The organism is Clostridium sp. AM33-3, from assembly GCF_003480315.1.
In the GTDB taxonomy this organism is placed as follows: Bacteria; Bacillota; Clostridia; order Lachnospirales; family Lachnospiraceae; genus Brotaphodocola.
On the sequence record NZ_QUIV01000022.1, the window covers coordinates 18,052 to 36,324 of the forward strand.

The window sequence follows — 18,273 nt, forward strand, 5'->3', positions numbered from 1 at the left end:
GCTGTGTGACGGCGGTATACGAATGGATCCGAAACCTGGTGGCATTCTTCCTGTTTTTGTCGGTGATGGAAAATCTGCTTCCGGGGCAGAAATACGGAAAGTATATCCGGCTGTTTGCAGGTATGGTACTGATCCTTCTGGTGGCGGAGCCATTTACCTCCGGATTTGACCTGGAAGAAGTGCTGGCACGCAGTTACGAGAATCTGGTGCTCCGCTGGGAGGCCGGAGAACTGCAGGATGATCTGGGAGCGGAAGAGCAGGAATATCTGGGCCGGGTACTTTCCGAGTATGAGGAAGCGGTCAGCCAGGATATACAGGAACTGGCCAGGTCCTGCGGCCTGGATTTGTCAGAATGCAGCGTTCACATTGAGAACAATGAAAACAGTCCGCAATTTGGGACGGTGCAGAGCATTTTTGCGGTTTTGCCGCAACAGTCTGGAGAAACGGAAAAAGAGAAGCTGTCAAATAAGATTCAGGAATATTATGGTCTGGAGGAGCGGTATGTGGAAATTGAAATTGCCGGAGGGGAAGGACCGGTGGATTTTTCTTCTGACGGTGGGGGTGATCCTGTGTATTCTGGCATTCCCGGTGGGAAGTAAGAGCAGCAGAGGAACTCTGCCGCTATCCCGGATGGAAGCTGAAAACGTAACGGCTTCTGCGCCAGGCAGCCAGGATGCGGCGGCCTATGAGCAGAAGCTGGAAAAGCGGGTGCGGGAAATCCTGCGGGGTGTTTCCGGCGTGGGGGAAGTGGATGTGATGATCGTACTAAAATCCTCTGTGGAAAAGGTGATCCAGGTGGACAACAGCAGCTCGAAGTCAGTGACCACAGAAAAGGGGAGCGGAACAGACCGTTCTGTGGAAACGATGGATCAGGAGCACAATACGGTGCTGACAGGGAGCGGAAGCGGTCAGGAACCTGTGGTGGCAAAGGAGGTTTATCCGGAGATTGCCGGAATTATCATCAGCGCCTCAGGGGGAGGAAATGCATCGGTCCAGGCAGAGATTTCCGGGGCTATGGAGGCATTATTCGGACTTCCGGCGAATAAAATAAAAGTGTTAAAGCGGGTGGAGTGAAAGAAGGAGCGTCGGTATGAAGCTGAAACGGGAAGGAACACCAAAACAGGACATCAATATGAAAAAACTGTTTCGAAGGAACCAGATCATCATTACAACTCTGGCCATCATGATCGCGGCTGCCGGATATCTGAATTATGCCGGAAAAAGGGATCTGGCAGCCAGTACCGGAGAAGACATCTATCAGGCCGGAACCTTTGATATTTCGGAAGAGGATCTGCTAGCGGAAAACCAGAAAAAGGGACAGGAGGATACCGCCATGATCGAGGAAGCACAGCCACAGGCGGAAGGAACAAAGCTTCAGGCGGAAGCATCGCAGGATGGAAGTTTTCTGGCAGAGGCAGATGCGGGAACGGACCAGGCTGTGATTGACAGCTGGGACGGCGGTGAGGAAGCCGGCATGGAAAATCCGGGCGAAGCGGTACTGACCAGCGGGCTTACTGTATCAGATTACATAGCCGGCGTGCAGTTAAACCGGGAGCAGATCCGCGCAAGAAATAAGGAAACTTTAAATTCCATCATTAACAGCACGAACATTGATGAGGCTGCCAAGCAGGAGGCAATCCAGAACATGATCGCCATGACGGCGGTGGCAGAAAAGGAGAATGCTGCGGAGACGCTTTTGCAGGCCCGGGGCTTTGCAGATCCGGTGGTGAGCCTGACGGACGGCAAGGTAGACGTTGTGATCCATGCACCTTCCATCACGGACCAGCAGCGCGCACAGATCGAGGATATTGTAAAGCGGAAAACAGAAGTCGGGGCTGAAAACATCATTATCACACTCCTGAATCTTGAGGACTAAACGGAAAATGCCCCTTTGCAAATCATGGCAGATTTGTTATACTATAGAAAACATGGATTTCTGGTGAAAGCTATGGAATCTGTCTGATCTGAGGAGGGAATACTGTGGCAGAGTTAGAAGGAAGAAATACACATAAATTATATGAAAAAGAGATGATGGGCGAGGTGCGTATTGCGGATGAAGTGGTAGCTATCATTGCGGGCCTGGCAGCAACAGAGGTAGATGGTGTGGATTCCATGGCCGGCAACATTACCAATGAACTGGTAGGAAAGCTTGGTATGAAGAATCTGTCTAAGGGTGTAAAAGTGGACGTAACCGAGGAGCATGTGTCTGTAGATCTGTCTTTAAACATCAAGTATGGCTACAATATCCCTGATGTGAGCGAACGTGTTCAGGACCGTGTGAAGTCCGCTATTGAGAACATGACCGGCCTTACTGTGCTGGATGTCAATATCCGCATTGCAGGCGTCAACATCAACGAGCAGTAAAACAGAATACAAAGCAGGAAAGCCGGACGGGGAAAAGGGCCGGCTTTTTTGTATGATAGGAAATTGCGTTCTGTGAAGCTTCAATCTGCGGATGCCTTGCGAAAAACATGACAATAAAATATCGATGGTTACATTTTGGTGAGAATGGTGTTATAATCATGCATGATTTTCAAAAAGAACAATTTGGATTGCTGTCTGGGATTGGGAGAACAAAGGAGGAAATAGTGATGAATCTTGCATTTTGCATTCCATTTGCAGGACTGCTGCTTTGCATCGCGGTGCTTCCGCTCATCAAAGCAGAGTGGTGGGAGACACATCAGCCGCATGCGGTCATATTCTGGTCTCTGCTGTTTGTGCTGCCTTTTGCATTTGTGTACGGACCGGGACAGGCGTTTGAGAAGGTGCTTGAGTGTATCGTGGATGATTATCTGACCTTTATCATTCTGCTGTTTGGTTTGTTCTGCGTGTCTGGTAATATTACCCTGGAGGGGGATCTGGCCGGATCCCCGCGCATTAACGTGGGACTTCTTCTGATCGGCACCATGCTATCCAGCTGGATCGGTACGACGGGGGCCAGTATGCTGATGGTGCGCCCGGTCATCAAGATGAATGCCTGGAGAAAACGGAGAAGCCACATCATGGTGTTCTTCATTTTTCTGATCTCCAATATTGGCGGCTGCCTGACTCCGATCGGAGATCCGCCGCTGCTGATGGGATTTATGCGCGGCATTCCTTTTTTCTGGAGCCTGCATCTCTTGCCGGTTCTGCTGTTTAATGCAGTCATTCTGCTGACCATTTTTTATTTTCTGGACCGCAGGGCTTACCGCAGGGATATCGCGGATGGTTTAAAGCCAGATATCAGTAAACCGGGTACGGAGGTCCACATTCTGGGACTCCATAACCTGATCTTTCTGGTCATGATCGTGGCGGCTGTCATCTTAAGCGGAACTCTTCCTGGGATGGAAGCATTCCGGGATGCAGAGGGTGCAGTGCGCGGAATCCGGCTGTTTGGTGAAGTGACCTTAACCTATCCGGCTCTGATCGAGATTGTGATGATTCTTGTGGCGGCCTTTCTGTCTTTTAAAACGACAAATGTGGAAATCCGCCGGAAGAACCACTTTACCTGGGGGGCTATCCACGAGGTTGCAGTACTTTTTATCGGCATCTTTATTACCATGCAGCCGGCACTCATGATCTTAAAGGCAAATGGCGCAAGCCTTGGTTTAAGCAAACCTTTTGAGATGTTCTGGGCTACGGGATGTCTGTCCAGCTTCCTCGATAACACGCCGACCTATCTGGTATTTCTGACCACAGCCGGGGCCCTTGGCTTTACCGAAGGTATGACGACCATTTTGGGAACGGTTCCGATCGCTATGCTTGAGGCTATTTCCTGCGGTGCTGTATTTATGGGAGCAAATACCTATATCGGCAATGCTCCGAACTTTATGGTCAAATCTATTTCTGACGAGAATGGTATCCGGATGCCTTCGTTTTTTGGCTATCTGCTCTGGTCTGTTACATTTTTGATTCCGGTATTTTTGCTGGACACGCTGGTATTCTTTTTATAAGGAGGAGAACAGACTATGGAATATACACAGGAAAGTCTCCGCGAGCTTGCGGAGCGGATCTACGACCTGGATGCAGAAGTTTATACCCGTCTTGGTTCTTCCCTGGGTCGTGTGTTCAACCGGGACCGGGAACGCTGCGTGACGGAGATCGTCCAGCTGATGATGCAGCGTGACAGCGGTCATCAGCTTCGAAGTGAGCTGGCCCTGATCAGCAATATGGCCCGCACCATCCCGGATAAGGAAAGCCGCTCTATGATCATGCGGGAATACACGGGTATTCTGCATGAGGTGATGGCATTGCCTACCAGTTTTGGAGATGGAGATGTACTGGATCAGAGAATGGCCAGCTTAAATGCACTGAATCTGGAAAACCGTTTCACCGGCAAGGACCATCTGATCATCTGCATCAGCCGTACCTATGCCTGTGGCGGCAATGAGATCGGATTTACCCTGGCAGACCGCCTGCGGATCAATTACTATGATGCGGAAATTTTCTCTGCGGTGTTAAAACGCCTGGAGGCAGAAAAAGACCATGTAAAGGATCTGAGCAGTTATCCGGGAAAAACTCTGGACATGGCAAATCAGGAAACTGCTTTCGCGAAGCCGCAGAAGATGACGCTGAAAACCTGGGCTGCCGAATTCAGCCGGTATCACGGTTTAAGTAAACGGGATGCAATCTTTTTTAACCAGAGTGACCTGATCTGCGAGATGGCGCGACATGAAGATTTTATTGTGATGGGCCGCTGTGCCGATGTGATCCTGACCAACAATCATATTCCGCACATCAGTATTTTTATTACGGCACCATTTGAGCAGCGTCTGCGTCGTGCTATGAAAATCCACCCGGATTTCAGTGAGAAGAAGACAAAGCACCTGCTCAGGAAGCTGGACCGGGATCATCAGAATTATTACCATTTCTTTACCGGAAGAAAATGGGGCAATGCTTCTAACTATGATCTGTGTTTAAATAGTGCTGCTTATGGAATTGATGGTTCTGTGGATTTTATTCTGCGTATGCTGGACCGGGAGGGAAGGCTGAATTTCCCACAGTAATTCAGCAGTGGAACAGAATGATCCCACCGATAGCGACCAGTGCCCCGATTACTTTTTGCCATTCAAATGATGCTTTTTCCACGCCGAAGCATCCGAACAGCTCGATCAGATAAGCCACAATGATCTGGGTCACTACAATAAAGAGCGTGGCTTTTGCGGGCCCGAGTCTATCCATACTGCGTATGACGGTCCAGGTGATGAAGGCACCCAGAACCCCGCCGATGGCCATGTACCGGGGCCGTACAGAGAGCAGGGAGGAAATAGGGGTCCGCTCGGAAAACAGCCAGAGAACCACACAGGTGAAAAAGGCGCTGATCTGGACCCAGCCTGCAGAAAGCCAGATGCCGGTCTGCCGGGTCAGTCCGGTGTTTAAGACACCCTGAATGCTCATGAGGGCACCAGATATCAGGGCAATCAGAAATCCAAACATAAAAATATCTCCTTTCATAAGAAAATAAAACTTTGCCGCATAAGATGTTTTTTAGTGTGTCTTCTGCGGCAGTTTTTATACCAGGTGAAGGCGGCTGGACTTGTGAAACAGAAAAAAGTATGCTATGATAATGCGTAAGATTGAATAACTGTGCGGAAGACACTGAACAGTTACATCAGGAGGAAGAAAGACAGATGACCAGAAGAGAGATGCGTGAGCATTGTTTTAAGATCCTGTTTGGAGTGGAATTCTACCCGACAGAGGAAATAAAGACCCAGGTGGAGCAGTATTTTGACGCTCCGGAAGAGGATGACGTTGCAGAAAACGGAACAGAAGAGATTGTCCACAATGTGGAGATGAAAGAGGTTGACCGCACATTCCTGACTGACCGTGTGGAGGGAATTGTCGGAAAGATCCCGGAACTGGATGCCCGCATCGACGAAGTAGCTCAGGGCTGGAAGACCAGCCGCATGGGAAAGGTAGAGCTTACCATCCTGCGCCAGGCTGTTTATGAGATGCAGTATGACAGCGAGGTGCCTTCCAAGGTGGCCATCAATGAGGCGGTAAATCTTGCGAAGAAATTTGGCGGAAAGGATTCACCGGCATTTATCAACGGTGTTCTGGCGAAGTTAGTGACCGAGGAATAATATGGCAAGTGTGTATTCTGTTTCCCAGGTGAATTCCTATATTAAGAATATGTTTGCCCAGGACTTTGCCCTCAGCCGTATTACGGTGCGGGGCGAGGTATCAAACTGCAAGTACCATACATCAGGACATATATATTTTACGCTGAAGGACGGGACCGGAACTCTGGCGGCAGTCATGTTTGCCGGCCAGAGGAAAGGTCTCTCTTTTCAGTTACAGGAAGGACAGCAGGTGGTAGTGACCGGTTCGATCGATATCTACGAACGGGATGGAAAGTACCAGTTGTATGCCAGAAAGATCGAGCAGGAGGGCCGCGGCGATTTATACCAGCGTTTTATAAAGCTTCGGGATGAGCTGGAGGAGATGGGCATGTTTGCCCAGGAGTACAAACAGCCCATTCCACGGTACGCAAAGGCGGTGGGTGTTGTGACGGCTTCTACCGGCGCGGCCATCCGCGATATTATGAACATCACGAACCGGAGAAATCCCTATGTTCAGCTGATCCTGTATCCGGCTCTGGTACAGGGGAACGGGGCAGTTGCTTCTATTGCAGCCGGAATCCGTACCCTGGACAAAATGGGACTGGATGTGCTGATCGTGGGGAGGGGCGGCGGTTCCATTGAAGATCTGTGGGCGTTCAATGAGGAAATTGTGGCGCGTGCGATCTTTGACTGCATTACCCCGGTGATTTCTGCTGTAGGGCATGAGACTGATGTGACTATTGCCGATTATGTGGCAGATCTTCGGGCACCGACTCCGTCTGCGGCGGCAGAGCTTGCTGTATTTGATTACCGTCAGTTTGAGGCGGCGCGTCTTTCTTATCAGGCGTTATTTAACCAGGCAATGGAGCGAAAAATAGAGACAGCCCGTTCCCGTGCGGAGCAGTACCGGCTGCGGTTAAAGCTGCATGACCCACAGAGAAATCTGCGAGAACAGAGACAGCACCTTGCAGACATGGAAGAAAATTTAAAGCGTGCCATGGAGCAGAGGCTGACCGGAGCACGTCACAGGCTGGCACTTCTTGGCGGACAGCTGCATGGGGCCTCACCGCTGTCAAAAATCAGCAACGGTTATGGCTTTGTGACGGATGCAGAAGGAAAACGTCTGTCCAGTATTTCTCAGGCAGTACCGGGAGAAAAAATCAGCCTGCGTATTTCCGATGGAAGAATCCGGGCGCAGGTTATTGAAACGATACCGTATCAGAAAACGCTGGACTTCAGAAAGGAAAGCAGTGATTGAGACAGAAGCAATGCTATGTTTCAGAAACAGGGCAGGTGAGCAGAAGGAGCAGATATGGAAAAATCAATAGAGCAGACCTTTACGGAGCTGGAGGAACTCCTGGAAAAGCTGGAGTCTCCGGATACCACACTGGAGGAATCCTTTGCCTGTTACGAGGCAGGCATGAAGCTGGTAAAGGCCTGTAATGACAAGATCGATAAAGTAGAAAAGCAGATGATCATCCTGCAGGGAGGTGCAGAGGAAGATGGAGATGCGTGAAGAACTGAAGAAGCGGACCGGAGAGGTTGAGAGCATTGTAGACAGCTACCTTCCGGCTGAAGAAGGATATCAGAAGACAATTTTTGAGGCTATGAATTACAGTGTGCGGGCTGGCGGAAAACGCCTGCGCCCCATGCTCATGGAAGAAACTTATCATCTGTTTGGCGGTACGGAGAAAGCTGTGGAACCCTTCATGGCAGCCATGGAGATGATCCACACCTCATCGCTTATTCATGATGATCTCCCCTGCATGGACAATGACGAGCTTCGCCGCGGCCTTCCTACTACCTGGAAGAAATTCGGCTACGATATGGCAGTTCTGGCGGGCGATGCCCTCATGATCTATGCATTCGAGACAGCATCCCGGGCCTTTGCCATGACTAGGTACCCGGACCGGGCAGCAAGAGCCATTCAGGTGCTGGCAGAAAAGACCGGTATTTACGGCATGATCGGTGGTCAGGTCGTGGATGTGCAACTGACCGGAAAGCCGGTTCCGCAGGAAAAGCTGGATTTTATCTACCGGTTAAAGACAGGGGCGCTCTTAGAGGCTTCCATGATGATCGGAGCCATTTTGGGCGGCGCTTCGGCGGATGAAGTAAAGTGTGTGGAAGAAATCGCTTCCGCAGTCGGGCTGGCCTTCCAGATCCAGGATGATATTCTGGATGTGACCAGCACCAGTGAAGCACTGGGCAAACCGGTCTTAAGCGATGAAAAAAATCAGAAAACAACCTACGTGACACTGGTGGGACTGGAGCAGGCAAAGAAGAATGTAGAAGAGATATCTGCCCGTGCAGTCAGTCTGTTAAAGGAGCTTCCGGGGAATAATGCATTTCTGGAAAATCTGATCGCCATGCTGGTGGAACGTAAAAAATAGGAGAAAACCTTAGGAAATACGGGGGCTGCAAGAACATGATTCTGGAACACATAGAAGGTCCATGGGACGTGAAAAATTTAAGCCCGGAGGAATTAAAGACACTGGCTGCGGAGATCCGTCAGTTCCTGATCGAAAAGATCAGTGTGACCGGCGGGCATCTGGCTTCCAACCTGGGTGTTGTAGAGCTGACCATTGCCCTGTACCTGGCCTTTGATCTGCCGAGAGATAAGGTAATCTGGGATGTGGGACATCAGTCCTATACCCATAAGATATTAAGCGGACGCAGGGAAATGTTTGATGAACTGCGGCAATATGGCGGCATGAGCGGGTTTCCGAAACGCAAGGAAAGCCCTTACGATTCTTTTGACACAGGACACAGCTCCACTTCCATTTCAGCCGGGCTCGGCATTGCACAGGGCCGAGATCTTTTGGGAGAGGATTATGCAGTCATTTCTGTTATCGGGGACGGTGCGCTGACCGGCGGAATGGCCTACGAGGCATTAAATAACGCAGCCCATCTGAAAAAGAATTTTATCATTGTACTGAACGACAATAACATGTCTATTTCAGAAAATGTCGGCGGCATGTCCAAATATTTAAGCAGCCTGCGTTCCGGCGCAGGATATAATGAACTGAAACGCCGGGTATCAGAAACTCTGCTCAAAATTCCGGTAGTGGGCGCCGGACTGGTTGAGAAGATCAGCCGTACCAAGGACAGCATCAAGCAGCTGGTGATTCCGGGAATGCTTTTTGAAAATATGGGTGTGACATATCTGGGGCCGGTAGACGGACACGATATCAAAGCCATGGTCAAAACGTTAAAAGAAGCACGCCGGATGGATCATGCGGTGCTTGTCCATGTGCTGACCAAAAAGGGAAAGGGCTATGCTCCGGCAGAGAAGAACCCATCCCGGTTTCATGGGATTGATCCGTTTGATATTGCCACCGGCAAGTCATTAAAAGAAAAGATATATCCGACTTATACGGATGTGTTTTCCAAAGAAATCTGCAGGCTGGCAGAAACGGAAAATCGTCTGGTGGCTGTCACGGCGGCCATGCCGGACGGAACCGGATTAAATGCCTTTTCCAGATATTTTCCGGACCGGTTCTTTGACGTGGGAATTGCGGAGCAGCATGCGGTAACTTCTGCGGCAGGGATGGCTGCGGCCGGCTTAAAGCCGGTGGTAGCGGTTTATTCGTCCTTCCTGCAGCGGGGATTTGACCAGGTACTTCACGATGTCTGCATTCAGAATCTGCCGGTAATCTTCGCACTGGACCGGGCCGGACTGGTGGGAAGTGACGGAGAAACCCATCAGGGTATTTTTGATCTGTCGTATTTAAGCTGCATTCCGAACATGAGCATCATGGCTCCGAAAAATCTGTGGGAGTTGAGACAGGAACTGGAATTTGCAGTATGCCATTATGACGGACCGATCGCTATTCGATATCCGCGGGGACAGGCATACCGTGGATTAAAGGAATTTGATGCACCCATCGAATATGGAAAGGGAGAGCTTCTTTATGAGGGAAGCCGCATCGCCCTGCTGGCGGTGGGAAGCATGGTGAGTACCGCAGAACATGTGCGGGAAAAATTAAAATCTGCAGGCTTTCATTGTACCCTGGCAAACGGCAGGTTTATTAAGCCGGTAGACTATGAACTGGCAGACCGGCTGGCACAGGCTCATGAGCTTATGGTGATTCTGGAGGAAAATGTGCTTCAGGGGGGATACGGTTTACAGGTTAAAGCATATGTGCAGGAGCATTATCCGCATGTGCATGTGCTGACGATCGCGCTGCCGGACGCTTACGTGGAGCATGGCAATGTATCGGTGCTTCGACAGACACTTGGGATTGACAGTGATTCTGTGATCCGCACCATGCGGATGGCATGGGGGCCGCTGGATAAGAGCATGAATGCCATGGAAACAGCCGCAAACGAAGAACAGAAAGAGGAAAAAGCATGAAGGAAAGACTGGATATCCTGATCGTGAACAAGGGACTTGCCGCTTCCAGAGAGAAAGCAAAAGCCATCATCATGTCAGGAATCGTTTATGTAGACGGACAGAAGGAAGACAAGGCTGGTTCCATGTTCGAGGAGACAGCTAATATTGAAGTGCGCGGCGCAACCCTGAAATATGTCAGCCGCGGCGGCCTGAAATTAGAGAAGGCAATGACTCATTTTGGCGTCCAATTAAAAGATAAGATATGTATGGATGTAGGTTCTTCTACCGGCGGATTTACCGACTGCATGCTGCAGAACGGCGCGGTGAAGGTATACGCGGTCGATGTCGGGCATGGACAGCTGGACTGGAAGCTTCGCAATGACCCCCGCGTGGTCTGTATGGAAAAGACCAATATCCGCTATGTAACTCCGGAGGATATCACCGATCGGATCAATTTTTCTTCCATTGATGTGTCCTTCATTTCGCTGACCAAAGTACTGGGACCAGTAAAGGCGCTTCTGGCCGATGACGGACAGATCGTCTGTCTGATCAAACCGCAGTTTGAGGCAGGACGGGAGAAGGTCGGCAAGAAAGGTGTGGTGCGTGAGAAGAGCACTCACCTGGAAGTGATCGAGAAGGTGATCGAGTTTGCGGTGAGTATCGGATTTGAAATCCTGAATCTGGAGTATTCCCCGATCAAGGGACCGGAGGGCAATATCGAATATCTCCTCTATCTCCAGAATCATGTTGATGGAAAGATTTATCCGGAGTACCAGGTGAATGCGAAAGCAATCGTGGATGCAGCTCATGGGGAACTGGATAAATAACAGGAGACTTTATGAAACATTTTTATCTGATCGCCAATCCTTCCAAGCCGGGGGCCCTGGGTATGGCGGAAAAACTTGAGGCAGAATTTTTACGGCGAGGGGCAGCCTGCATGCATACGCGGGGATATACCAGACCGGATCAGATTCCGACAGATACAGAGTGTATCATCACGCTTGGAGGAGACGGAACCCTGATCCAGGCATCAAGAGATCTGATCAGCCTGGAGCTTCCCATGATGGGCATCAACATGGGGCATCTGGGATATCTGACCCAGGTATCGGGGGAGGAATTCATGGATCCGGTGCTGGATGCGCTTTTAAATGATTCCTTTACGCTGGAAAAACGCATGATGCTGGAAGGCAGCGTGGTAGGAGCGCAGAAAACGGTAAAGGGCATTGCCTTAAATGAGATTGTCCTGACCAGGCAGGATGTGCTTCAGATGCTGCATTTCCAGGTTTACTTAAACGATACATTTTTCAACGAGTATATGGCAGATGGTATCATCGCGGCCACGCCAACCGGATCCACCGCATATAATTTATCGGCAGGTGGGCCGATCGTGGCTCCTGGAGCTCAGCTGATGCTGCTGACACCCATCTGTTCTCATTCCATAAGCGCGCGAAGTATTGTACTTTCACCGGAGGACCGCATCAGTATCCGTCTGGTGAAGTGGTCCGGCGGCAAATCCTACTCGGCTGTATTTGACGGGGATCAGGTATTCCCGCTTCACTATGGAGAAAAGCTTGAAATCTGCAGGGCGCCGAAATATACCACCCTTATTCAGCTGAAAAACGTATCATTTCTTGAAAATATCAGGCAGAAAATGAACCGTATTTAAAACGGAGGTAACCGATGAAACTGGAACGTCACAGCAAAATTGTAGAACTGATAGGTAAATATGAGATTGAGACCCAGGAGGAACTGGCAGAGCATCTGAAGCAGGCTGGCTATAAGGTTACGCAGGCTACGATTTCCCGGGATATCCGGGAACTGAAGCTGACGAAGGTGCAGTCGGAAAATGGGCGCCAGCGTTACATGGTCATGCAGAACCAGACCGCCTTCAGTGATAAGTATATCCGTATTTTAAAGGACGGGTATGTATCTATGGATATGGCGCAGAATATCCTTGTGATCAAGACTGTGTCCGGCATGGCTATGGCTGTTGCCGCGGCACTGGACGAGATCCATTTTCATGAGATTGTAGGCTGTATTGCAGGAGATGATACCATCATGTGCGCAGTGCGCAGCGTGGATGATACGATTCTTCTGATGGATAAATTAAAAAAACTGATCTCTGCCAGATAGGCAAAAGGAGGTGCAGCAATGCTTTTGGAACTGCATGTGAAAAATCTGGCTCTGATCGAAACGGCGGATGTGGAGCTGGAGGACGGACTGAATATCCTTACCGGTGAGACCGGAGCCGGTAAGTCTATCATGATCGGCTCGGTCAATCTGGCATTGGGGCAGAAAGCTTCCAAAGAGATGATCCGAAACGGAGCTGAGTATGCTTATGTAGAGCTGGTCTTCTCTGTGGATCCGGAAAAGGAGGATGCGCTGCGGGCTCTGGATGTGATGCCGGATGAAAACGGAACGCTGATCATCAGCCGCAAGATTATGCCATCCCGCAGTCTGAGCCGTATCAATGATGAGGCGGTTACCGCGGCCAGATTAAAACAGGTTACTTCTCTTTTGATCGATATTCATGGACAGCATGAGCATCAGTCATTGCTTCATGCTTCAAAACATCTGGAAATTCTGGATACCTATGCCAAATCCCGGGTACAGCAGTTGAAAATTCAGACAGCATCTCTTTATGCGGAGTATATCAGTCTGGAAAAGCAGTTAAGCCAGCTTGATACAGACAATGAGAGCCGAAGAAGAGAGGCAGACTTCCTGCGCTTTGAGATTGAGGAAATTGAAAACGCGCAGCTGAAAGCCGGAGAAGAAGAATGTCTGGCGGCCTGCTGCAGAAAATATGGAAATGCAAGGCGGATCATGGAAAATCTGTCTGCGGCCTATCGGGCAGTAGATACTGAAGCGGTGGGCAATGCTCTGCATCAGGTATGTGAGGTGGCAGAGTTTGATCCGGAATTAAAGGCTATCCAGGATCAGCTGTACGATGCGGAAGCAGTATTATCGGATGCTCATCATGCCATTGGAGAATATCTCGAACAGCTTGACTTTGATGAACAGGCATACCGGGAAGCACAGGACCGGCTGGATCTGATCCGCGGACTGGAGGCCAAATACGGCGCAGGTGTGGAACAGATCGAAAAAGCCCTGGAAGAAAAGAAAAATCGTCTGGAACAGCTGGAGCATTTTGATGAGTACCGCATGCAGCTGGAACAGCAGTATCAAAAGGCAGAAAAAGCACTGGAGGCTGTAAGTGCAGAGCTTTCTGCGGTCCGTCAGGAAGAAGCAAAAAAGCTGGCGGAGAAGATCCGGGCAGGTCTGATCGATTTGAATTTTCTGGATGTCCGGTTTTCTATGGAATTCCGGCGGCTGTCTCATTACACGGCCTCCGGTTTTGATGAGGCAGAGTTTGTCATTTCCACGAACCCGGGTGAGCCGGAGCGTTCCCTGGGCCAGGTGGCATCAGGTGGTGAGCTTTCCCGTATTATGCTGGCAATAAAAACCGTGCTGGCTGACAGTGATGACATTCCAACCCTGATCTTCGATGAGATCGACACCGGCATCAGCGGTCGCACAGCTCAGAGGGTGGCAGAAAAGCTGGCAGTGATCGCCCGGAATCATCAGGTCATCTGTATCACGCACCTGCCGCAGATTGCTTCCATGGCAGACTGTCATTTTGAAATTAAAAAATCCACAGACGGAGCCAGTACAAAAACCAGGATCACCCGTTTAAAAGAAGATGAGGTGGTTGCAGAGCTTGCAAGACTTTTGGGAGGCGCACAGATTACGGATGCAGTGCTTCAGAATGCAAGGGAGATGAAAGAACTGGCCTGGCAGACAAAAACTCACAACTAAAAACTGACAGTGTGATTTTGATATTCCGCACACATACTAGAAAGGAGCTTGAAAAAGGCTCCTTTTTCATTGCTTGTATTTGACCGGAGAATGTGCCGCGCGGCGCGTCAGATGGTACTTTCAGAACAGGAGGAAAGCGGGATGAAAAAAACATGCAGGTCAGGAAAATATTTTTACCGGATCCTTGCGGCAATATTCTGGATGAGCCTGATCTTTACGGCAGGTTATGGCTGGTATTATGCAAAACACCAGATTCCGGAGCATTTCAGCGTTGCGGAGGGCGAGGAAACATCATTTTCTCTGGATCTGCCGCTTTACACCACGCTGCTGAGCGAAAGCGAGGAAGTGGTATTGAAAGGGGATTCCGGCATTCCACAGGATGAGATACGCATCCGGCCAGATCAGACATTTTCTCTGTATGCCAGAAAGGATGGCAGCTTTCGCCTGGGACTGAAGCTGTTCGGTACCATTCCATTTAAAGAAATTAGCGTGGATGTGGAGGATGTCTGCTATGCAGTTCCATGCGGTATGCCGGTGGGAATCTATTTAAAATCCAGGGGAGTTATGGTTATCGGGACCGGAAAGGTGACGGATGAAAATGGAGGTGAGGCGGAGCCCGCATATGGAATTTTGCAGTCCGGAGATTACATTGAGGCGATCAACGGCCAGCCTCTTTCTGATAAAGAATCGCTGATTACCAGCCTGAACAGCATGGGAGAGAGTGAAGCACTTTTGCGGGTGAGGCGGGCCGGAAAAGAACTGGATCTTTCTGTAGATACAGTAAAAACAGAGGACGGAAGCCGGAAGCTTGGCGCCTGGGTACGGGATGATACGCAGGGGATCGGTACCATGACTTACGTAAAGCCGGATGGCACCTTCGGAGCATTGGGACATGGGATCAGTGACAGTGACACCGGACGCGTAGTGGAGATCGAGGATGGTGCTCTGTATGAAACAGAGATTTTTGGAATTGAGAAGGGAAGTGCCGGAAATCCGGGAGTAATGGCAGGGGTGATCTACTATGGTCCGGGTTCCCGCCTGGGCAGTGTGAAATCCAATACAGGATGCGGTGTTTTCGGTACGGTGGAGCAGGCTTTCTGGGATACTGTAAAGCATCCTGCCGCAGAGGTGGGGCACCGGCAGGATGTAAAGCGGGGCACAGCCTGGATCCGAAGTTATGTTTCCGGGAAAGCCTGTGATTATGAAATTGAAATCCAGCGGGTAGATTACAGTCCGTCACGGGAGAATAAAAGCCTGGTGTTTCAGGTAACAGATGAGCGCCTTTTAAGACTGACCGGAGGGATTGTACAGGGTATGAGCGGCAGTCCCATTCTGCAGAATGGAAAGCTTGTCGGTGCGGTGACTCATGTGTTTGTACAGGATTCGACCCGCGGCTACGGGATTTTTGTGGAAGATATGATAAAAAAATAATTTTTTTCAAAATGACGTTATATTCGCCATCTTCCATTCGTTATGAATAAGTGAAAGCCTGAAATGCAGAGGCAAAGCACTGGCTGGCTGCGCTGAGGCCCGCATAGTTTGTCGAATCGTGCGCAGTACGTCGAACAGTGCGGGAGATGCAGATTGATGCCCTGCAAAGACGGCGAGTATAATACAAATTATGTAACAGTCCGGCAGACACAAAAAAAGAATGTCGGATCTGGAAACAGGAGGAATGGATCATGGCTGAATTAAAAATTGTGATTGCAGAAGATAACCCGCTGATGATGGAACTGCTGAGCAGCATACTGGAAGAGGAAGATGGATTTGTTGTGGTAGGAAAGGCAGACAATGGGGAAGATGCTTATCAGATGATCATGGAGAAGGGTCCGGATCTTGTGCTTCTGGATGTGATTATGCCGAAATTGGACGGGATTTCCGTACTGGAGAAGGTTCGTGCCGCTCGCAGCGGCAAGAACATGCCGGCGGTAATTATCGTAAGTGCGGCCGGCAATGAGACAGTGGCATCGGCAGCCTTCCGGAATGGCGCAAGCTACTATATTTTAAAGCCGTTTGACCGGGAAATCCTGCTTGATAAGATTCATCTGGTGGCAGAAGAGAGAATCCGTACAAAAACGGTGTCTGTTGTGCGGGAAAAACCGGCAGAGACATATTTTGCCAAGGGAGATTACATACGCCAGAACCTGGAGGATGATGTTACGCAGCTTCTTCATGAGATCGGAATCCCGGCGCATATCAAGGGCTATCAGTATCTGCGGGATGCCATCACCATTTCGGTGGAAGAAAAGGAAATGCTGGTGTCGGTTACCAAGGTACTGTATCCTACCATTGCCAAGAAGCATGGCACCACCTCAAGCCGTGTGGAACGAGCCATCCGCCATGCGATCGAGGTGGCGTGGAGCCGCGGACAGCTGGAGATGATTCATGAGATTTTTGGATATACAGTAAACAGCGGCAAGGGAAAACCGACAAACTCGGAATTTATTGCGCTGATTACGGATAAGATCCGTCTGGATTATAAACGGGCACTCTGATATTCACAATCGTCTGCTTCAAAATCGAAGTTTCATAAAGATTTTACTTCCTAAAATGTCAGAAATCATGTATACTGATAATTAAGACAGTCAGCTTGGGGCAGACTGGTGCAGAGGAGGGGTTCGTATGAAGAACATTTTATTTGTCGCATCAGAAGCAGTTCCGTTTATCAAGACCGGAGGTCTTGCTGATGTGGTAGGTTCTTTGCCAAAGTGCTTTGACAAGGAGTATTTTGATGTCAGGGTTATGATACCGAAATATCTGTGCATCCCGGAAAAATGGCGCAATGAGATGACCTATATCGATCATTTCTACATGGATTATCTGGGACAAAGCCGTTATGTGGGAATCATGGAATATATCTACGATGGGATTACCTTTTATTTTATCGATAATGAATCCTATTTCAGTGGACCAAAACCATACGGAGACTGGCTGTATGATCTGGAAAAATTCTCTTTTTTCTGTAACGCAGCTTTATCTGCGCTTCCGGTCATCGGTTTTAAACCGGATGTGGTACATTGCCATGACTGGCAGACAGGACTGATACCGGTTTATTTAAAAGACCGGTTCCGCGGCGGCGAGTTCTTCGCGAACATGAAGTCTGTTATGACCATACACAACCTGAAATTCCAGGGTGTCTGGGACGTGAAGACGATCCAGCGTTTTTCCATGCTGCCGGATTATTACTTTACGCCGGATAAGCTGGAAGCTTACAAAGATGGAAATATGTTAAAGGGAGGCATTGTTTTTGCAGATGCCATCACTACTGTCAGCCAGACATACGCAGAGGAAATCAAAATGCCGTTCTACGGGGAGGGACTTGATGGCCTGATGCGCGCACGTGCCGGAGATCTGCGAGGTATAGTCAATGGTATTGACTATGACGAGTTTAATCCGGAGACAGATAAGCTCATTGCGCAGCCGTACAATGCAAGGAATTTCCGTAAGGAAAAGGGAAAAAATAAAAAACAACTCCAGGCACAGCTTGGCCTTCCGGTAGATGAAAAGAAATTCATGGTGGGAATCGTTTCCCGTCTGACCGACCAGAAGGGACTGGATCTGGTGCAGTGTGTTATGGACGAACTCTGCAGCGATGATATGCAGCTGGTAGTACTGGGAACCGGAGATGAGAAATATGAGAACATGTTCCGGCACTATGACTGGAAGTATCATGACCGGGTTTCCGCCCAGATCTATTATTCCAACGAGATGTCTCACAAGATCTATGCAGGCTGTGATGCATTCCTGATGCCTTCCCTTTTTGAGCCATGCGGCTTAAGCCAGCTGATGGCTCTGCGTTATGGCAGCGTGCCGATTGTGCGTGAGACCGGCGGACTGAAGGATACGGTTGAGCCTTATAACGAGTACGAGAGCCGCGGAACCGGCTTCTCTTTCTCCAATTATAATGCACATGAGATGCTGGATACCATTCGTTATGCCAAACATGTATACTATGACAGGAAACGTGAATGGAACAAGATCATTGACCGGGCTATGGCAGCAGATTTCTCCTGGCAGCAGTCTGCCGGCAAGTACCAGGAGCTTTACGACTGGCTGATCGGATATTAATTCCTAGAAAGCAGG

19 protein-coding genes are annotated in these 18,273 nt (G+C 49.6%); 18 read left to right on the forward strand and 1 reads right to left on the reverse strand.

From position 1 onward, the window contains the following. Positions 1 to 5: 5 nt before the first annotated feature. The 6 genes from DW819_RS12055 (at position 6) to DW819_RS12080 (ending at position 4,985) form a co-directional block, all read left to right on the forward strand. Complete coding sequence (locus tag DW819_RS12055; RefSeq protein ID WP_177304362.1) at positions 6 to 599, forward strand: stage III sporulation protein AF; 594 nt, start codon at positions 6 to 8, stop codon at positions 597 to 599. Next, on the forward strand, positions 502 to 1,074 hold the full coding sequence (locus tag DW819_RS12060; RefSeq protein WP_243025833.1) for a stage III sporulation protein AG: 573 nt from the start codon (positions 502 to 504) through the stop codon (positions 1,072 to 1,074). The genes DW819_RS12055 and DW819_RS12060 overlap by 98 nt, the downstream gene beginning before the upstream one ends. Before the next feature lie 16 nt (positions 1,075 to 1,090). Then, positions 1,091 to 1,876 carry a SpoIIIAH-like family protein gene (locus DW819_RS12065; protein ID WP_243025835.1) on the forward strand — a complete coding sequence of 262 codons (786 nt, stop codon included), beginning with the start codon at positions 1,091 to 1,093 and terminating at the stop codon, positions 1,874 to 1,876. Between the two features lie 152 nt (positions 1,877 to 2,028). Then, positions 2,029 to 2,364, forward strand: a complete 336-nt coding sequence (locus DW819_RS12070; RefSeq protein ID WP_118531089.1) for an Asp23/Gls24 family envelope stress response protein — start codon at positions 2,029 to 2,031, stop codon at positions 2,362 to 2,364. A 227-nt stretch (positions 2,365 to 2,591) separates the two neighbouring features. Next, positions 2,592 to 3,932: a sodium:proton antiporter gene (locus DW819_RS12075; protein WP_243025837.1), complete on the forward strand. Its 1,341-nt coding sequence runs from the start codon at positions 2,592 to 2,594 to the stop codon at positions 3,930 to 3,932. A gap of 15 nt (positions 3,933 to 3,947) precedes the next feature. Further along, a complete protein-coding gene (locus DW819_RS12080) occupies positions 3,948 to 4,985 on the forward strand; it encodes a cytidylate kinase-like family protein (protein ID WP_118733504.1) in 1,038 nt (345 codons plus the stop codon). A gap of 1 nt (position 4,986) precedes the next feature. Here the strand turns inward: DW819_RS12080 and DW819_RS12085 are convergent, their stop codons facing one another. After that, positions 4,987 to 5,415, reverse strand: a complete 429-nt coding sequence (locus DW819_RS12085) for a DMT family transporter (RefSeq protein WP_118733505.1) — start codon at positions 5,413 to 5,415, stop codon at positions 4,987 to 4,989. 194 nt (positions 5,416 to 5,609) lie between these two features. On the opposite strand from DW819_RS12085, the gene nusB reads away from it, so the two are divergent. The 12 genes from nusB to glgA all read left to right on the forward strand — a co-directional run bounded on the left by nusB (position 5,610) and on the right by glgA (position 18,258). Next, positions 5,610 to 6,062: a transcription antitermination factor NusB gene (nusB, locus tag DW819_RS12090; protein WP_118733506.1), complete on the forward strand. Its 453-nt coding sequence runs from the start codon at positions 5,610 to 5,612 to the stop codon at positions 6,060 to 6,062. A gap of 1 nt (position 6,063) precedes the next feature. Continuing rightward, positions 6,064 to 7,299: an exodeoxyribonuclease VII large subunit gene (gene xseA, locus DW819_RS12095; RefSeq protein WP_118733507.1), complete on the forward strand. Its 1,236-nt coding sequence runs from the start codon at positions 6,064 to 6,066 to the stop codon at positions 7,297 to 7,299. Between the two features lie 54 nt (positions 7,300 to 7,353). Beyond that, positions 7,354 to 7,557 carry an exodeoxyribonuclease VII small subunit gene (xseB, locus tag DW819_RS12100; protein ID WP_118733508.1) on the forward strand — a complete coding sequence of 68 codons (204 nt, stop codon included), beginning with the start codon at positions 7,354 to 7,356 and terminating at the stop codon, positions 7,555 to 7,557. Continuing rightward, positions 7,544 to 8,431, forward strand: coding sequence for a polyprenyl synthetase family protein (locus tag DW819_RS12105; RefSeq protein ID WP_118733509.1), 888 nt, complete (start codon positions 7,544 to 7,546; stop codon positions 8,429 to 8,431). Before xseB ends, DW819_RS12105 begins: the two co-directional genes overlap by 14 nt. Positions 8,432 to 8,466: 35 nt before the next feature. Further along, positions 8,467 to 10,395 carry a 1-deoxy-D-xylulose-5-phosphate synthase gene (dxs, locus tag DW819_RS12110; protein ID WP_118733510.1) on the forward strand — a complete coding sequence of 643 codons (1,929 nt, stop codon included), beginning with the start codon at positions 8,467 to 8,469 and terminating at the stop codon, positions 10,393 to 10,395. Next, positions 10,392 to 11,201 (forward strand): TlyA family RNA methyltransferase, encoded by an 810-nt coding sequence (locus DW819_RS12115; RefSeq protein WP_118733511.1) that lies wholly within the window; start codon positions 10,392 to 10,394, stop codon positions 11,199 to 11,201. The genes dxs and DW819_RS12115 overlap by 4 nt, the downstream gene beginning before the upstream one ends. Before the next feature lie 11 nt (positions 11,202 to 11,212). Further along, positions 11,213 to 12,040, forward strand: a complete 828-nt coding sequence (locus DW819_RS12120; protein ID WP_118733512.1) for an NAD(+)/NADH kinase — start codon at positions 11,213 to 11,215, stop codon at positions 12,038 to 12,040. Between the two features lie 14 nt (positions 12,041 to 12,054). Further along, positions 12,055 to 12,507: an arginine repressor gene (gene argR / locus DW819_RS12125; RefSeq protein ID WP_118733513.1), complete on the forward strand. Its 453-nt coding sequence runs from the start codon at positions 12,055 to 12,057 to the stop codon at positions 12,505 to 12,507. An 18-nt stretch (positions 12,508 to 12,525) separates the two neighbouring features. Next, entirely contained in the window at positions 12,526 to 14,190 is a 1,665-nt protein-coding gene (gene recN / locus DW819_RS12130) for a DNA repair protein RecN (RefSeq protein WP_118733514.1), read from the forward strand. A gap of 141 nt (positions 14,191 to 14,331) precedes the next feature. Next, a complete protein-coding gene (gene spoIVB, locus DW819_RS12135) occupies positions 14,332 to 15,621 on the forward strand; it encodes a SpoIVB peptidase (RefSeq protein ID WP_118733515.1) in 1,290 nt (429 codons plus the stop codon). A gap of 251 nt (positions 15,622 to 15,872) precedes the next feature. After that, the gene (gene spo0A / locus DW819_RS12140) at positions 15,873 to 16,685 is read left to right on the forward strand and encodes a sporulation transcription factor Spo0A (protein ID WP_118733516.1); all 813 of its coding nucleotides are present in this window, start codon (positions 15,873 to 15,875) and stop codon (positions 16,683 to 16,685) included. Positions 16,686 to 16,812: 127 nt separating this feature from the next. Next, entirely contained in the window at positions 16,813 to 18,258 is a 1,446-nt protein-coding gene (glgA, locus tag DW819_RS12145; protein WP_118733517.1) for a glycogen synthase GlgA, read from the forward strand. Positions 18,259 to 18,273 lie beyond the last annotated feature (15 nt).

What these genes read in the sequence shown, in the direction of transcription:
- DW819_RS12060 (WP_243025833.1), top strand. Translation starts at nt 502, where the DNA reads ATGTGGAAATTGAAATTGCCGGAGGGGAAGGACCGGTGGATTTTTCTT.
- DW819_RS12065 (WP_243025835.1), top strand. Translation starts at nt 1,091, where the DNA reads ATGAAGCTGAAACGGGAAGGAACACCAAAACAGGACATCAATATGAAA.
- DW819_RS12070 (WP_118531089.1), top strand. Translation starts at nt 2,029, where the DNA reads ATGATGGGCGAGGTGCGTATTGCGGATGAAGTGGTAGCTATCATTGCG.
- DW819_RS12075 (WP_243025837.1), top strand. Translation starts at nt 2,592, where the DNA reads ATGAATCTTGCATTTTGCATTCCATTTGCAGGACTGCTGCTTTGCATC.
- DW819_RS12080 (WP_118733504.1), top strand. Translation starts at nt 3,948, where the DNA reads ATGGAATATACACAGGAAAGTCTCCGCGAGCTTGCGGAGCGGATCTAC.
- DW819_RS12085 (WP_118733505.1), bottom strand. Translation starts at nt 5,415, where the DNA reads ATGTTTGGATTTCTGATTGCCCTGATATCTGGTGCCCTCATGAGCATT.
- nusB (WP_118733506.1), top strand. Translation starts at nt 5,610, where the DNA reads ATGACCAGAAGAGAGATGCGTGAGCATTGTTTTAAGATCCTGTTTGGA.
- xseA (WP_118733507.1), top strand. Translation starts at nt 6,064, where the DNA reads ATGGCAAGTGTGTATTCTGTTTCCCAGGTGAATTCCTATATTAAGAAT.
- xseB (WP_118733508.1), top strand. Translation starts at nt 7,354, where the DNA reads ATGGAAAAATCAATAGAGCAGACCTTTACGGAGCTGGAGGAACTCCTG.
- DW819_RS12105 (WP_118733509.1), top strand. Translation starts at nt 7,544, where the DNA reads ATGGAGATGCGTGAAGAACTGAAGAAGCGGACCGGAGAGGTTGAGAGC.
- dxs (WP_118733510.1), top strand. Translation starts at nt 8,467, where the DNA reads ATGATTCTGGAACACATAGAAGGTCCATGGGACGTGAAAAATTTAAGC.
- DW819_RS12115 (WP_118733511.1), top strand. Translation starts at nt 10,392, where the DNA reads ATGAAGGAAAGACTGGATATCCTGATCGTGAACAAGGGACTTGCCGCT.
- DW819_RS12120 (WP_118733512.1), top strand. Translation starts at nt 11,213, where the DNA reads ATGAAACATTTTTATCTGATCGCCAATCCTTCCAAGCCGGGGGCCCTG.
- argR (WP_118733513.1), top strand. Translation starts at nt 12,055, where the DNA reads ATGAAACTGGAACGTCACAGCAAAATTGTAGAACTGATAGGTAAATAT.
- recN (WP_118733514.1), top strand. Translation starts at nt 12,526, where the DNA reads ATGCTTTTGGAACTGCATGTGAAAAATCTGGCTCTGATCGAAACGGCG.
- spoIVB (WP_118733515.1), top strand. Translation starts at nt 14,332, where the DNA reads ATGAAAAAAACATGCAGGTCAGGAAAATATTTTTACCGGATCCTTGCG.
- spo0A (WP_118733516.1), top strand. Translation starts at nt 15,873, where the DNA reads ATGGCTGAATTAAAAATTGTGATTGCAGAAGATAACCCGCTGATGATG.
- glgA (WP_118733517.1), top strand. Translation starts at nt 16,813, where the DNA reads ATGAAGAACATTTTATTTGTCGCATCAGAAGCAGTTCCGTTTATCAAG.